Origin of the sequence: Mycobacterium sp. (assembly GCF_965229265.1) — a bacterium.
In the GTDB taxonomy this organism is placed as follows: domain Bacteria; phylum Actinomycetota; class Actinomycetes; order Mycobacteriales; family Mycobacteriaceae; genus Mycobacterium.
Genome location: NZ_CBDDIY010000013.1, coordinates 279130 through 292340, shown reverse-complemented (window position 1 = coordinate 292340; position 13211 = coordinate 279130). Strand labels below are relative to the sequence as shown.

Sequence of the window (13211 nt, the reverse complement as noted above, 5' to 3'; positions counted from 1 at the left end):
GGGGAACAGTCGGTTCAATCGGAGGCGGTCCCCCATGGCGACACCCGGTCGCAATCTCAACGACGTCGTGACCCGGTTCTGGACGTTTGCCGCCCCGCTCTACGACCTGCCCGTCCTGCAGCAGTGGGTCTACCGTCCCGCACAGGACGAGGTGGTCGCGGCGCTGAGAACCCACGGAGCCCAAAAGATCGCCGATATCGCCTGTGGCACAGGAATTCTCGCCAGCCGTATCGCTGACGAGCTGCACCCCGGTGCGGTGTACGGCGTGGACATGTCCGACGGGATGCTGCGCCAGGCCCAGGCCCGTTCTCCGCAGGTGCACTGGCTCAAGGGGCCGGCCGAGCAGTTGCCGTTCGACGACGGCGCGCTGGATGCCGTCGTCTCCACGTCGGCGTTCCATTTCTTTGACCAGCCGGCCGCGATGCGGGAGTTCTTCCGGGTGTTGCGCCCCGGCGGGCTGGCCGCCGTCGCCACGATCAGCCCACCGCAACCTGCCCTGCTGGCCCCGTTGACCAATGCGCTGTCGGGGGCCGCGCACAATCCGTCCGCGGCCGAAATGCGCACCCTGTTCGCCGAAGCCGGGTTCGACCTCACCGACCAGCACCGGGTCGATCGGCCGCTGTGGACCAAGGCGGTGTGGGACCTGATCACCATCGGGACCAAGCCCTGAGCGGGCTGCCCACCGCCGCTATCCTTCCGAGGGTCACCCCAACTCAGCGCAGAGGAATCCCGATGGCCATCGAGCTGCTCGCAACGAATATCGAAGTCGGTCTGGTCACCGCCAATCTCGGCCCGATGGTCGACTTCTACGAGAAGTTCCTGGGCCTGCCCTTTCAGGGCGACCTCGATTTCCCCGGCGGGACCATGAAGCGGTACGCCGTCGGCAACAACGTTCTCAAGCTGGTCACCCTGGACGAGCCTCCGGCCGCGCCTGCGACGCCCGGCGGGGGTCCGGCTGCGGCCGGGATTCGCTACTACACCCTGGTGGTGGCCAACGTGACCGCGGTCGCCGAGCAGGTCAAGGCCGCCGGCTACGAGGTCGCGCAGGAACTCGCCGAGTTCGCCCCGGTGCCCGGGATGGGGTGGATGTTTGTGGCCGACCCGGATGGCAACTGGGTCGAGCTCGTCGGTCCGCTCTGATCTGAGCCGTACCCTGGCCTGGTGCCCGAACTCCATCCCGATATCGCAATCCTGGCGCCCCTGCTGGGCACCTGGACAGGCAAAGGTACCGGCGAGTATCCGACCATCGAGCCGTTCGGCTACCTCGAGGACGTCACCGTCGGGCACACCGGCAAACCGTTCCTGACCTATGCGCAGCGCACCCGCGCCGCTGACGACGGCCGGCCGCTGCACGCCGAGACCGGCTATCTGCGGCTGCCTGCCCCGGATCGGATCGAGTTCGTCGTAGTGCATCCCACCGGTGTCACCGAGATCGACGAGGGCACCCTGTCGGTCGACGGCACCGGCCTGGTCATCGAGGTCGACTCCACCTCGATCGGGCTGACCGGATCGGCGAAAGAGGTTACGGCGCTGAGCCGTTCGATCCGCGCCATCGGTGACGAGCTGACCTATACCCTGCGGATGGCCGCGGTGGGGGTTCCGCTCACCCACCATCTGGCCGCCACCCTGCACCGGCAGCGATGAGCCCCTCCCCCGCCGGGGACGGCCGGATCGCGGTACCGGCCGACCTCGACGCCGTCACCGACATCGGCGTCGAGGACCACAGCTTGATCCCGGCGGCCGCGGTGGACCGAATCTGGCAGGCGGCCCGGCACTGGTATGCGGCCGGCATGCACCCGGCGATCCAGTTGTGCCTGCGCTACGACGGCGCTGTCGTACTCAACCGGGCGATCGGCCACGGTTGGGGCAACGGTCCCGACGACCCGCCGGCCGCGGAGAAGGTGCCCGTCACCGTCGCGACCCCGTTCTGCGTGTACTCCGCGGCCAAGGCGATCAGCACGACCGTGGTGCACATGCTCGTCGAGCGGGGCGCCTTCTCCCTCGACGACCGGGTCTGCGACTACCTGCCCAACTACACCAGTCACGGCAAGGACCGCACCACCATCCGCCACGTGATCACCCACAGCGCGGGCGTGCCGTTCGCCACCGGCCCGCGGCCGAACCTCAAGCGGATGAACGACAGTGCGTACACCCGCGCCAAACTGGGTGAGCTGCGGCCTATCCACCCTCCCGGGTTGATGCACATCTACCACGGGCTCACCTGGGGCCCGCTGGTGCGCGAGATCGTCTCGGCGGCCACCGGGACGAGCATCCGCGACATCCTGGCCACCGAGATCCTCGACCCGCTCGGCTTCCGGTGGACGAATTACGGTGTGGCCGAACAGGATGTCGCACTGGTGGCCCCGAGTCACGTAACCGGTAAACCGCTGCCTGCGCCGATCGCGGCCGCGTTCCGGACGGCAGTCGGCGGCACCATGGCGCAGATCATCCCGTTCTCCAACACCCCGTTGTTCCTCACCGGCGTGATCCCGTCGTCCAGCACCGTCTCGACCGCCGACGAGATGTCCCGTTTTGCCGAGATCCTGCGCCGCGGTGGTGAACTCGACGGGGTTCGGGTCATGACCGCCGACACCCTGCGGAGCGCGGCGGCACCAGCCCGGCGACTGCGCCCGGACGTGGCCACGGGTCTGGCGCCGATGCGGTGGGGCACCGGATACATGCTGGGTTCAACGCGTTTCGGTCCGTTCGGGCGGGACGCCGCGGCGGCGTTCGGTCACACCGGGCTGACCAACGTGGCGATCTGGGCCGACCCGCAGCGTCGGCTGTCGGTCGGGCTGATCAGCAGCGGCAAGCCGGGGCGGCACCGCGAAGCCGGCCGCTACACCGCCCTGTTGGACCGCATCAACGCCGAGATCCCCCGCACCGGCGGGTGAATTGTGCCCGCCGGGTGGGGCGGTTAACGTACCGGCCATGGGTGACTCGCTGCTGCAGCAGCAACTCGACGAGCTGCGCGCCCTGCTGCAGCGAGCCCGCGAGCTCTTCGGCGCCAATCCCGTTGCGCCGCCAGGGATCATCGGCCCCGACATTGACGGTGGCGAGCCCGGCCAGTAGCCCGCTCAGGCCGGGGGAACGGGCCGCAACCGGTGCGCGTGCAACGCCGCGGTGGCCCGCTGCAGGTCGGCGGGCCCCGGCACGTCGGCTGACGGCGTGTGGCCCGCAGCGATGATCTCGGACCGAACCTGCACCAGCGCCTTGAGGTAGGACACGTCGGCGGTCAGCAGGATCGCCTGCGCCAACGTGTCCGCGTCGGTGTCCATCGCGGGCTCGGCCAGCGTGACGCTGTGCAGGTACCCGCCCCGGCAGGACCGGAACAGGAGGTGGCCGCTGGGGTGGACGGCGTCGAACGCGGGATCGGCGTCGGTCACGGGCCGGCCTCGGTGATCTTGCCGAATTCGGCGGCGGCGGCGCTGTCCTGGTGCTCCCACACGTCGGCGGCGTGGCGCAGGTTGGTGGCTAGCTCGACGTGCGCCGCGGCCTGTTGCTCGTAGCAGGCGCGCCGCTGATCGAGCAGCTCGCGGCCGGCATCGCGCAATTCGCCGAAGATCGGGCCGAGCGATTCCAGGCTGGCCAGGATCTCCTCGTGGCTGGCCGGCAGTGTGCTCAGCTGCTCGGCGGTCTCCTGGTGGTGCACCGCCGCACGGCGCAGCTCGTCGGGCACCACATGGATGCGCTCTGCCATTATCACTCTCCTATCGCCGGTGGACCGGCCGTGACCGCCGGCCGGGTGGGAGTCGGTTGGTTGGACGATCCGGATTCGGCTCGGGCTCCCGGTTGCGGCGGATGCTCCCACCCTAGGAAGCTCGGCCCGGTCACGCTGGCAATGGGTTGGATCTGGTTGTTGAACACGGCTTTGCCGTTGCCCAGCGCCAGCGCGTGACGGTCAGTCAGCACGCCGATGTCGCCGGCCATCAGCCTGGCTGGCTCGACCGGATGCGGCACCGCGCTACCGGGCGGCGGAATCGTGATGCCCTGCTGCCGGAACGCCTCCGGGATGGGGGTGCCCGCCACGGCGGCGGTGATCGCCGCGGCCAGTTGCGGGCTGGACGCGGTGACGCTCTCGCCGTTGGGCAGGTGGACGACGGTCTCCGATGGCGACGGTTCGGGGGTTTCCTCGTCGGTGTCCGTCGTGTCCTCGGTGACCGCGTCGGGCTCGTCCGCGGGTTCGTCGACGGGCGGGTCGTCGAACAGGGCACCGTCGTCGACGGCGGGAACGCGCAGCGGCGCCGAGTCGCCGAGGGACGGCGGTGACAGCGGTGGGAACGCCGCCGGGACGCCGCCGCCCGGGATGCCGGCCCCACCCAGGGCAGGCATGGCGGCCATCGGGGGAACCAGCGGCGCGGACGCTGGGGCGGCCGCAGCAGGCGCGGCCGCGGCCGGATCGGCCAGGTCCTCGGGAAACAGGCTGTCCAGGAGCGGATCGGCCATCGGGTCGGCCGGGGGGACGTCCTCGCGTGGGCGCTGCTCCCCCGCCCCGTCGGCCGGTGCGGGGGTGGGCCGGGGTTGGTCGCCGCTCTCCGGGGCGGCCGCGGCGTACAGCGATGCCAGCGCCGCGGCCAGCGCGGCTTTGGACGTGGCATCCAGGCCAGCGGTCTCAACCACAGTCCGAATGTCGCGCAGCTTCCCGATCAGGTAGCGCTGGAAGGCGCGCGCACCGGCGGGGGTGTCGAGGTCGGTGCGGGTCGCGACGGCCGACTCGATGTCGTGCTGCAGACCGTCGAGGGCCGCGCGGCCGGCGGCGTGGCCGGCATGCGCGTTCAGCACCGCCGCGACGACCTGCAGGTCCAACTGCGCGCTGGCCGAGGTCTGGTGTGCCAGCGAGGTTTCGGCGGTCCAGATGGCTTCGGCCGCGGTGCCCTCCCCCGGCGTGAGGTCTGGTCCGGCCGGCGCCGCCTGGGTGGGCGGATCAAAGATCTGACGATGCTGGGCATGGATTTTGGTCAGCACGTCATCGACGGCGTTGGCTGCGACCACACTTGCCGGGCTGGTGACCACGGCCAGATCCGCCCCCGATAGCCCGGCCATCCACGCCCGGCCGTCACCGGTGGCGGCGCCGACGCGGGCTATCGCGTCGAGCAGTTCTTGGTATGTCGCCACCGGCGGCCTTTCATGGCGGCGACTGTATCCAGTGGGCGGACAGCCGACAATTCACCCTTCACACGGCGCGTGGCGGCTGTCGGTAGTGCGCCAGAAGTTGGCGCAGCACAACGACTTTGGCATCGGCATCGGCGCGGGCGGCGGTGAGGATATCGAGAGTCTCGCGGTGCTTCTGGATCAGGAACCGGGCGAATTCGCGGCCCTCATGGGGCTCCATGGTGGCGCGCTGGGCCACGGCCGCCTCGATCTCGGCGCTGACCGCATCGAGCCTGTGGATGGCGTCGGTCGCTGCGGCGTGCGCGCCGGAGAGCACCGAGGCCAGCTCGGCGTCGGCGCGGGCGAGGTCGCCGTCGCGGGCGGCCAGCACCGCGCGGGCGGACTCGAGAGCCGCTCCCGACGCTCCGACGTGCTCGGCCATGGCTCGACGGTACTCATCGCGGTGAGGCCGAACAACTCACCACCCCGGCGCGATCGGTTCCTACAGCGGTCGCCGGATGACGACGTCGCTGCCCAGTCGGCTGATGCGGACAGTGGCCCCGGCGTGCGGCGCCTCCACCACCAGACCGTTGCCGATCGCCAGCTGAACATGGCCGGGGTTGGGAAACACCAGGTCCCCCGGACGCACCTGCGAACGGGCAATGGGCACACCGTCATTGACCTGGTCGTAGGTGGTGCGATCCAACTGCACCCCGGCCTGCGCGTAGGCCCATTTCACCAGCCCGGAACAGTCGAACCGGTCCGGCCCGGTGGCGCCCCAGACGTAGGGACAGCCCAAGCGAGACAGCGCGGCGCGCACCGCCAAGGCGGCTCGAGCGCTCGCCACAGGCAGGCGGTGCCGGCGGATCGGGTAGCGCAACGCCCGCAGCACAGCGAGGCGGCGCCGGGCGCGCCGGCGCGCGGCGAGCACATGGTCGTGCTGGGCGCGCAGCCGAGCGGCTCTGCGCCGCATCAACTCACGATGGGCTACCGGGTTGTCCGGCACTGCCGCGGCGTCGGCGCGGGCCGCCTCCAGCACCGCCCTGGTCTGCTGTTGCGCCTCGGCGCGGTCGCGGTGGGCGCGGGCCAGGATCGCCGACAGTTCGGCATCGACGCGCGCCGCGGCGGCGAGTCGCCCGCCATGGTCGGCGGCCGCGGCGGGGTAGCCGGCGGGGAGTCCGTCGGCCGGCGCGAACGGTGCCGCGGGTGCCGTACCCACCGTGCGCGGCAGCGGGTCACCGGCGAACAGCGCGTGCGCGCGCTGCAGCAGCTCCACCTCCCCGCTCACGGTGCGCCCTCGACGAAGGCCCGCACCCGCGGGAGGGCCCCGGGCGGGATCATGCCGCGGTTGCGGATATCCCACAGTTGTTCGGCGCTCACCCCGAGCAGCGTCGCGATCACCGATTCCGGGAGCAGCGAGCGGGCGCACGCCTGGTCGAATCGGGCGCCGATGCTGCCGGGCAACCGCGCGAGCAGCCCGGTTCGGATGGCTTCCAGGGACTCCAGATGGGTCATCAGCCGGTCGGTTGATTCGGCGCCGGCGTTGACCGCGACGCGCCACGAGTTGGCGGCCAGGATCTCGGCCTTCACGCATTGAGCGATCACGGACTGAATATACGTTTCGTATTCGTTTGACGTCTCCGCTGGCAGGCGGGCTATCAACGATCTGAGCGATTCCAGGTGCGCCTCGGCATGCGCTTCGAGCACATCGGCGTCGCTGTGGCGGTTGACGATGACGCCGGTGGCCGCCCGCGGCTGGGCGCGCACGGTCGGTGCGACGGCGAGCAACTGGTCGAGTTCGGCGTCCGGATCGTCGGCGACGACCAGCCGCGCATACGTGCCCGGCGGCAGGCCCAGGCCATTTTCAACCTTCTGAACTGTGCCTTTGTGTGGCTTCCTGGCGCCGCGCTCCAGGAAGCTGAGGCCCATGATGCTCACGCCGGTTTCACCGGCCAGGTCGGCCAGTGACCATCCGCGCGATTCCCGCAGCGCTCGAATGGCCGCGCCCGCCGCCTCTCGGCTCACCGACGGGCTCCAGCCATATGCGGATCGTACACAGCCGTCATCGTTTATACGTTTTGTTCTACGTTTTGATTGCGCTCGACCGTGCGGTCGTATACGGTTCCGTCATCGATTTCCCGACAAGGAGGCTGCGATGAACGACCGCCCGTGCTCGACCGAGCCTGATCTGTGGTTCGGCTACGCCGACGACGACGCCAGCGACGGGGCCGCCAAGGCCCGCGTCTACGAGCAGTCCGCCACCCGGGCCAGGACCATCTGCCTGCGGCGCTGCCCGCTGGCTCAACAGCGAGCCTGCGCGCGCAGCGCCGTCGACGGCGGCGAGGAGTACGGGGTGTGGGCCGGTGTGAAGTTGCCCGGCGGTCAGTACCGCAAGCGCGGCCAGCTCGCCCGCGCCCACGAGGTACTGCGGCGTATTGCCGAGGGCGACCTCAACCCCCGCGAACTGCCCGAGAGCGTCGAGCTGCTCACGCGTAGCGAGGCCCTGCCGGTCGCCGTGGCAACCGTCGTGCACCTGCCGCTGAGCCGGTCGCGCACCGCGGCGTGAAAGACGTCAGATGCTAACGGCCTACCCGGAAACGGTTGCCTCAGAGCGCTTCTGCAGGTTGTCTTCGACTTCGCGCTGCCAGACGCCGTAGGCGTGCGTGGTGTCGACCTCGAGCTCGAACCGGTTGGTCATGTCCGCGGTCACATCGGCGGCGTCGACGTAGAACTGCTCGTACCACCGGCGGTACTGGTACAACGCGCCGTCCTCCTCGCACAACAACGGGTTCTCGATGCGCGTCTTGTGCTTCCAGATCTCGACGTCCTGCAGGAAGCCGACCTCATACACCTTGGAGTAGGACTCGGCGAGCTTGTCGGCCTTCTCCTTCGTCATGCCGGCCGGCACCTCCACCGAGACACCGAACTGCAGCAGGAACGAGTTCTGCGTGATCGGGTAGTGGCAGTTGATCAGCACCGAGTTCACGGTGAAGTCGGGGCCAAGGTCGTTGTGCAGCCAGTTGATCATGTACGACGGGCCGAAGTAGGTGGCCTCGGAGCGCAACTTGGTGCCCTCCCACAGTCGCTCCGGATGCTCGGTGAAGTCCTGGCGGCCCTTGGACTCCATGAACTGGCTGGCGGTGTGGCCTTCGAACACGTTCTTGAAGTACGTCGGGTAGGCGTAGTGGATGTAGAAGAAGTGCGCCATGTCGACGTTGTTGTCGACGATCTCGCGGCAGTGCGCGCCCTCGATGAGGATCGAGTTCCAGGTCCACTTCGACCACTTGTCGGTGCCCATGCCCTCGATCTGCGGGGGGTTCAGTTCTTCGGACGGCGTCGACCCTTCGGGGTCGTGCCACACCAGCAGCTGACCGTTGACCTCGAGGGTCTGCCACTTGCGGGTACGCGCCAGCTTGGGAACGCGGCGGGCGTAGGGGATCTCGGCGCAGCGTCCGGTCGCGCCGTTCCAGCGCCAGTCGTGGAACGGGCAGGCCACGTTGTCACCCTTGATCGAGCCCATCCCCAGGTCGGCCCCCAGGTGCCGGCAGTAGCCGTCGAGCACGTGGATGTCGCCGTGCGAGTCGGCGTAGACCACCAGTTTTCCGCCGAAGGCCTGGATGCCGTGCGGCTTGCCGTCACGGAAGCTGTCGGCCAGGCCCAGGCAGTGCCAGCCGCGTGCGAACCGCGTCATCGGCGTGCCGGTGTCGATCTCCCGGATCTGGTTCATGTGGCGCATCCTTTTCGCTCTGGTTTGAACAATTGCACCCGCGGCCAATTTAAGCACATGTGCTTAATGCTGCCTAGCGTTCACTAGACTGCTCGCGTGGACCGCGGCGCCCGATCCCGGGAGGAGCTGCTCGACGCAGCCGAACAGCTGATCGCCGAGCACGGCTTCGAGGTGCCGCTACGCGAGATCGCCAAGGCCGCGGGCCAACGCAACAACTCGGCGGTCAACTACTACTTCCGCAGCCGCCAAGACCTCATCGACGCGGTGGTGGCCCGCCGGCTGGTTCCGATGGAGGTCGAACGGCAGGCCCTGCTGGACCGCATGTCGGCCGAGGATATGACCGACGCCAAGGCCGTGCTGCGCATCCTGGTCGGCCCGTTCTTCCACTGCGAAGGCACCCACTATGCCCGGTTCCTCGAGGTGGTCCGGATCCGATTGAAGAACGAGCCGCAGAGCCCGGCCGAGTCGGCCTGGCCGCGCATCCTCGACGCCCTGGCCAGGCTGGTGCCCCTGAAGGAACGCAGTGGTCGCGAGCGCCGGGTCGGCTCCGTGGCCACCGCGATGTTCGCGCTGCTGGCCGACCATGAGCGACGGGTGGAGGCCGGCGACGGTCCCCGGGACTCGGGGGAAGAGGGTCCCGACAGCCTGGAGGAGATCGTGACGATGCTGGCCGCGATGCTCACCGCCCCGTTGCGGGCGCCGGTGCACACCCGCTGACGCGCTGACCGCCTCGGTCATTGCCGCCCCCGGCGGTGGGTATGCAGTAAACACTGTGACGACGAATCGATGCGCTGTCGAGGGGAGCGGTCCGTGACGGTCGTGGTAGTGGTGGCCCTGGCGGGGCTGGTGGCACTGCTGGTGGCGATCCTGACCGACAGCACGTTCGTCGCGCTCGCGGTGGTCGCCCTGGCGGGCCTGGGGATCGTGCTGCTGTTGCGGGACTGGCGGGTCGAGCACCGCCAGCTATCGGCCCGCTACACGACACCGGATGACGACGAGACCGCCGCGGACGACGAGCCGGTGGACCCCGCGGTGACCCCGGAGATGTTCGCCCCCGACATTTCCGCCGACGGCACCGGCCCGTCCTCCGACGCCCGCGCGGATTAGACCGCCTCGATTCGCTCGTGTCGCGCTCGACCAGTCAGCGGATACCCGCCTGCCGAGCACGGGTGAGTGCGACACCGGCGATCACTAATGCCGCGCCGACGGGTTGATTCCAGGTGATCGGTTCGGCGAGCACAAGGACGCCCAGCGACACACCGATGACCGGGGTCAGATAGGTCACCGTCGAGGCGGTGGTGGCGCCCCAGAGGGTGACGACGTTGGTGTTCCAGACGTAGGCCAGCCCGGTTCCCAGCACCCCGAGAAGAAGGACACTGACGACGACTCGGGCCGTCAGATGCACCGGCTGCGCGGCGACGAAGGGGGCGAGGGCGAGCATGACCGCAGCGCCGATGCATACCTGCACGGTGGCCACACTGAGTGCGGGAATGGCGCGGTGGGCAAGGAATCGGCGCAGGTAGACGAACGCGGCTCCATAGCTGGCAGTGGCCAACAGACATGCGGCTTGAGCGGCACCGCTGCCACCGGTGATGCCGTGCCATGCACCGAGGACGACGAGCACGCCGATCAGCCCGACAAGCAGTCCGGCCAGCCGCCGGGACGTTGGGCGTTCCTCGGGTAGCACGATTGCGGCAACGAGCATGGTCATCAGCGGGGTGGTGGCGTTGTAGATGGAAGCGAGCCCGGACGAGATGTGCTGCTCGGCCCACGCAAACAGCAGAAACGGCAGCACGCACAAGGTGACCGCGACGACGCCGAGGTGGGCCCAGATAGCGCCGATCGGCGGGATGCGGGTACCACTGATCACCATCAGCACAACCAGTGTCACGGCACCGCCGGCCAGGCGTGCCAGGACGACTTGGGTGGGGGCCAGGCCCGCCAGGCCGATCTTGATCAGCAGGAAGCTCGAACCCCAGGTCATGGCGAGCAGGATGAACTGGATCAGGACCGGCATTCGTCGCATCGGCACGATGTCTGATGGTCACGGACTGCAGTGCGGGACGGCTAGCAGAAATCCGACCTCACCGATGCAGCCCGCCGATCCCTACGCGGATTGACCCCGTCGCGCAGCGCACTCGGCGAGTACCCTCGCAAAGGTGGCGTGTGAGCCTGCAGCTGTCGCTGCCGAGGCGCGATCGTGAGCAACCTGGAACCCGCGCCGGCGGAATTCACCTGCGCCTCAACGGACTTTGCCGGCGTGGAGGTGTTGGCCCCGAGGGAGGTCCCGCTGGGCGGACCGCGTGCCCTGTCGGTACGCCGGACGTTGCCGCAGCGTCAGCGCTCATTGATCGGGGCGTGGTGCTTCGCCGACCATTACGGCCCGCAGGATGTCCGCCAGTCCGCCGGAATGGACGTCCCGCCGCACCCGCACACCGGACTGCAAACCGTCAGCTGGCTCTTCCGCGGTGAGATCGAACACCGCGACAGCGCCGGCGTGCATCAGCTCGTCCGGCCGGGCGAGATGAACCTGATGACGGCCGGCGCCGGGATCTGCCACTCGGAGGTCTCGACGCCGGCGACGTCGGTTCTGCACGGCGTGCAGCTGTGGGTGGCGCTGCCCGATACCGACCGCAACACCGCGCGGGATTTCGATCACCATGTGCCCGAAGCTGTTTCGCGTCACGGAGCCACAATCCGGGTGTTCCTCGGCGGGCTGGCCGGCCAGCGTTCGCCGGTGCACACCTTCACCCCGCTGCTGGGTGCCCAGATCGACCTGACCGCTGGATCCACCGTGGAACTGGACGTACACCCCGGCTTCGAGCACGGGGTGCTGCTGGACCTGGGCTGCGTCGAGGTGGCCGGCCGGCGCCTCGAGCCCGGCGAGTTGGCCTACCTGGGGCCCGGGTCGGACACCCTGCGGCTGCACAACCCGGCCGGGCTCACCGCGCGGATGCTGGTGCTCGGCGGAGCTCCATTCACCGAGGAACTGCTGATGTGGTGGAACTTCGTCGGCCGCACTCACGAGGAGATCGCCGAGTACCGCCGGCTGTGGCAGGACGGCGACGAGCGGTTCGGCGCCGTCAGTGGGTACTCCGGTTCGGTGACTCGGTTGCCAGCGCCGCCGCTGCCGGTCACCCGACTGCGGCCCCGCCGCAACCGACGTTAGGAGCCTCATGACCGCCGACAAGACCGGCACGCCGACCACCGTCACCGCGCACAACGATCGGTTCACGATCGCCATCGACGGCCGGCCGGTCGGCTTCGCCTCCTTCGTTGATCACGACAAGCAGCGCATCTTCCACCACACCGAGATCGACGGCGCCTACGAGGGACGCGGGCTGGCCAGCATCGTGGCGTCCGAGGCCCTCGCGGCGACGCGGGATGCCGGGCTGCGCATCGTCGCGGTGTGCCCGATGGTGGCCGATTACCTCGACAAGCATCACGACTTCGACGACCACGTCGATCCGGTCACCGGCGAGATCGAGCGGATCCTGCAGCAGGTACAGACCGGCTGACGCCGGGAGGCCGCCACTATCGTGTCTTGTCGTGGCGGAACCCGGCAGCACCAGAGACCTATCGCTGGCCTACTTCACCTCCGACGGCCAGGTGCTGCTGCCCGACCCGGTGGCCAAGGGGCCGTGGGGGCCCACGATCAGCGGCCACGTCGTGGGCGGAGTGTTGGCCCGCGCCGTGGAGGGGGCCGGCCAGACTGACGACTTCGTTCCCGCCCGGCTCACCGTCGATCTGCTCCGCCCGACGGCGATCGCACCGCTGGAGGTGCGCACCGCCGTGCGCCGCGAAGGACAGCGCATCCGGCTGATCGATGCCGAACTCGTCCAGGACGGTGCCGTCGTGTCGCGGGCCAGCGCGGTGTTCCTGCGACGTGGTCAGCAGCCCACCGGCGACATCTGGTCATCGGCGGTCGAAATGCCGCCGCTGCCGCCCGATCCTGGCCCGCTGCCCGACGACCTGCCGATGTTCGTCTGGGGATTCGGGGGAGAGGGCTCATCCGGTGGCAGGTTCGGCTTCGCCGAATGGCATGCCGGCGGGCCGAAGTACGCGTGGGTGCGGCAGTTACGCCCGCTCGTCGCGGGCGAGGAAACCAGCCCGTTCGTCGAAGCGGCGATGGCCGCCGACGCCACCAGCGCGTTGACCCATTGGGGGACAACCGGATTGCGTTACATCAACGCCGACTACACGCTGAGCCTGACCCGGCTGCCCCGGGGCGCGAACATCGGGCTGGCCGCGCTGGTGCACAGCAGCCACGACGGGGTCGCATCCGGAGTCGCGGCAGTCTTCGACGAGCACGGACCGATCGGCAACGCGATGGCGGTGGCATTGGTCAACCCGGTGGAGTCATTCCAGCCGACAACGATGCGGTAGCTAGCCG

General features: G+C 69.4%; 19 protein-coding genes. 11 read left to right on the top strand and 8 right to left on the bottom strand.

What is annotated here, in order from left to right; genetic code table 11:
• The first annotated feature begins 34 nt into the window (after positions 1-34).
• The 5 genes from ADBZ9K_RS23480 to ADBZ9K_RS23460 all read left to right on the top strand — a co-directional run bounded on the left by ADBZ9K_RS23480 (position 35) and on the right by ADBZ9K_RS23460 (position 3072).
• Positions 35-670 carry a methyltransferase domain-containing protein gene (locus ADBZ9K_RS23480; RefSeq protein WP_526624663.1) on the top strand — a complete coding sequence of 212 codons (636 nt, stop codon included), beginning with the start codon at positions 35-37 and terminating at the stop codon, positions 668-670.
• A 62-nt stretch (positions 671-732) separates the two neighbouring features.
• Positions 733-1140: a VOC family protein gene (locus tag ADBZ9K_RS23475; protein WP_526624662.1), complete on the top strand. Its 408-nt coding sequence runs from the start codon at positions 733-735 to the stop codon at positions 1138-1140.
• A 21-nt stretch (positions 1141-1161) separates the two neighbouring features.
• Complete coding sequence (locus ADBZ9K_RS23470; RefSeq protein ID WP_526624661.1) at positions 1162-1644, top strand: peroxynitrite isomerase; 483 nt, start codon at positions 1162-1164, stop codon at positions 1642-1644.
• Positions 1641-2894: a lipase LipE gene (lipE, locus tag ADBZ9K_RS23465; protein ID WP_526624660.1), complete on the top strand. Its 1254-nt coding sequence runs from the start codon at positions 1641-1643 to the stop codon at positions 2892-2894. Before ADBZ9K_RS23470 ends, lipE begins: the two co-directional genes overlap by 4 nt.
• Positions 2895-2931: 37 nt before the next feature.
• Positions 2932-3072, top strand: coding sequence for a hypothetical protein (locus ADBZ9K_RS23460; protein WP_526624659.1), 141 nt, complete (start codon positions 2932-2934; stop codon positions 3070-3072).
• Between the two features lie 5 nt (positions 3073-3077).
• Here the strand turns inward: ADBZ9K_RS23460 and ADBZ9K_RS23455 are convergent, their stop codons facing one another.
• The 6 genes from ADBZ9K_RS23455 to ADBZ9K_RS23430 are packed head-to-tail and all read right to left on the bottom strand — an operon-like array spanning position 3078 to position 7116.
• On the bottom strand, positions 3078-3386 hold the full coding sequence (locus ADBZ9K_RS23455; RefSeq protein ID WP_526624658.1) for a DUF2694 family protein: 309 nt from the start codon (positions 3384-3386) through the stop codon (positions 3078-3080).
• Positions 3383-3700: a type VII secretion target gene (locus ADBZ9K_RS23450; RefSeq protein ID WP_526624657.1), complete on the bottom strand. Its 318-nt coding sequence runs from the start codon at positions 3698-3700 to the stop codon at positions 3383-3385. The genes ADBZ9K_RS23455 and ADBZ9K_RS23450 overlap by 4 nt, the downstream gene beginning before the upstream one ends.
• 2 nt (positions 3701-3702) lie before the next feature.
• Complete coding sequence (locus tag ADBZ9K_RS23445) at positions 3703-5115, bottom strand: DUF4226 domain-containing protein (RefSeq protein WP_526624656.1); 1413 nt, start codon at positions 5113-5115, stop codon at positions 3703-3705.
• A 58-nt stretch (positions 5116-5173) separates the two neighbouring features.
• On the bottom strand, positions 5174-5533 hold the full coding sequence (locus ADBZ9K_RS23440) for a DUF4226 domain-containing protein (RefSeq protein ID WP_526624655.1): 360 nt from the start codon (positions 5531-5533) through the stop codon (positions 5174-5176).
• A gap of 60 nt (positions 5534-5593) precedes the next feature.
• Positions 5594-6379: a C40 family peptidase gene (locus ADBZ9K_RS23435; protein WP_526624654.1), complete on the bottom strand. Its 786-nt coding sequence runs from the start codon at positions 6377-6379 to the stop codon at positions 5594-5596.
• Positions 6376-7116, bottom strand: coding sequence for a helix-turn-helix domain-containing protein (locus ADBZ9K_RS23430; RefSeq protein WP_526624653.1), 741 nt, complete (start codon positions 7114-7116; stop codon positions 6376-6378). The genes ADBZ9K_RS23435 and ADBZ9K_RS23430 overlap by 4 nt, the downstream gene beginning before the upstream one ends.
• A gap of 130 nt (positions 7117-7246) precedes the next feature.
• On the opposite strand from ADBZ9K_RS23430, the gene ADBZ9K_RS23425 reads away from it, so the two are divergent.
• Positions 7247-7657, top strand: a complete 411-nt coding sequence (locus tag ADBZ9K_RS23425; RefSeq protein ID WP_526624652.1) for a WhiB family transcriptional regulator — start codon at positions 7247-7249, stop codon at positions 7655-7657.
• Positions 7658-7678: 21 nt separating this feature from the next.
• On the opposite strand, the gene ADBZ9K_RS23420 is transcribed toward ADBZ9K_RS23425, so the two are convergent.
• The gene (locus ADBZ9K_RS23420) at positions 7679-8818 is read right to left on the bottom strand and encodes an aromatic ring-hydroxylating oxygenase subunit alpha (protein WP_526624651.1); all 1140 of its coding nucleotides are present in this window, start codon (positions 8816-8818) and stop codon (positions 7679-7681) included.
• Between the two features lie 96 nt (positions 8819-8914).
• On the opposite strand from ADBZ9K_RS23420, the gene ADBZ9K_RS23415 reads away from it, so the two are divergent.
• The gene (locus ADBZ9K_RS23415) at positions 8915-9535 is read left to right on the top strand and encodes a TetR/AcrR family transcriptional regulator (protein WP_526624650.1); all 621 of its coding nucleotides are present in this window, start codon (positions 8915-8917) and stop codon (positions 9533-9535) included.
• A gap of 93 nt (positions 9536-9628) precedes the next feature.
• On the top strand, positions 9629-9925 hold the full coding sequence (locus ADBZ9K_RS23410) for a hypothetical protein (protein WP_526624649.1): 297 nt from the start codon (positions 9629-9631) through the stop codon (positions 9923-9925).
• Between the two features lie 34 nt (positions 9926-9959).
• Here the strand turns inward: ADBZ9K_RS23410 and ADBZ9K_RS23405 are convergent, their stop codons facing one another.
• Positions 9960-10844 carry an EamA family transporter gene (locus ADBZ9K_RS23405; RefSeq protein ID WP_526625597.1) on the bottom strand — a complete coding sequence of 295 codons (885 nt, stop codon included), beginning with the start codon at positions 10842-10844 and terminating at the stop codon, positions 9960-9962.
• 174 nt (positions 10845-11018) lie between these two features.
• Between ADBZ9K_RS23405 and ADBZ9K_RS23400 the strand changes: the two genes are divergently transcribed.
• From ADBZ9K_RS23400 to ADBZ9K_RS23390, 3 genes are read left to right on the top strand one after another with little or no spacing between them, the layout of a single operon-like run.
• Positions 11019-11987, top strand: a complete 969-nt coding sequence (locus tag ADBZ9K_RS23400) for a pirin family protein (RefSeq protein WP_526624648.1) — start codon at positions 11019-11021, stop codon at positions 11985-11987.
• A gap of 7 nt (positions 11988-11994) precedes the next feature.
• Positions 11995-12336 (top strand): GNAT family N-acetyltransferase, encoded by a 342-nt coding sequence (locus ADBZ9K_RS23395; protein ID WP_526624647.1) that lies wholly within the window; start codon positions 11995-11997, stop codon positions 12334-12336.
• A 31-nt stretch (positions 12337-12367) separates the two neighbouring features.
• Positions 12368-13204, top strand: coding sequence for an acyl-CoA thioesterase domain-containing protein (locus tag ADBZ9K_RS23390; RefSeq protein WP_526624646.1), 837 nt, complete (start codon positions 12368-12370; stop codon positions 13202-13204).
• The last annotated feature ends 7 nt before the right edge of the window (positions 13205-13211 follow it).

Excerpts from the sequence above, each read along its gene's own strand:
- ADBZ9K_RS23480 (WP_526624663.1), top strand. The coding sequence starts at position 35 with ATGGCGACACCCGGTCGCAATCTCAACGACGTCGTGACCCGGTTCTGG.
- ADBZ9K_RS23475 (WP_526624662.1), top strand. The coding sequence starts at position 733 with ATGGCCATCGAGCTGCTCGCAACGAATATCGAAGTCGGTCTGGTCACC.
- lipE (WP_526624660.1), top strand. The coding sequence starts at position 1,641 with ATGAGCCCCTCCCCCGCCGGGGACGGCCGGATCGCGGTACCGGCCGAC.
- ADBZ9K_RS23460 (WP_526624659.1), top strand. The coding sequence starts at position 2,932 with ATGGGTGACTCGCTGCTGCAGCAGCAACTCGACGAGCTGCGCGCCCTG.
- ADBZ9K_RS23450 (WP_526624657.1), bottom strand. The coding sequence starts at position 3,700 with ATGGCAGAGCGCATCCATGTGGTGCCCGACGAGCTGCGCCGTGCGGCG.
- ADBZ9K_RS23440 (WP_526624655.1), bottom strand. The coding sequence starts at position 5,533 with ATGGCCGAGCACGTCGGAGCGTCGGGAGCGGCTCTCGAGTCCGCCCGC.
- ADBZ9K_RS23425 (WP_526624652.1), top strand. The coding sequence starts at position 7,247 with ATGAACGACCGCCCGTGCTCGACCGAGCCTGATCTGTGGTTCGGCTAC.
- ADBZ9K_RS23420 (WP_526624651.1), bottom strand. The coding sequence starts at position 8,818 with ATGAACCAGATCCGGGAGATCGACACCGGCACGCCGATGACGCGGTTC.
- ADBZ9K_RS23405 (WP_526625597.1), bottom strand. The coding sequence starts at position 10,844 with ATGCGACGAATGCCGGTCCTGATCCAGTTCATCCTGCTCGCCATGACC.
- ADBZ9K_RS23395 (WP_526624647.1), top strand. The coding sequence starts at position 11,995 with ATGACCGCCGACAAGACCGGCACGCCGACCACCGTCACCGCGCACAAC.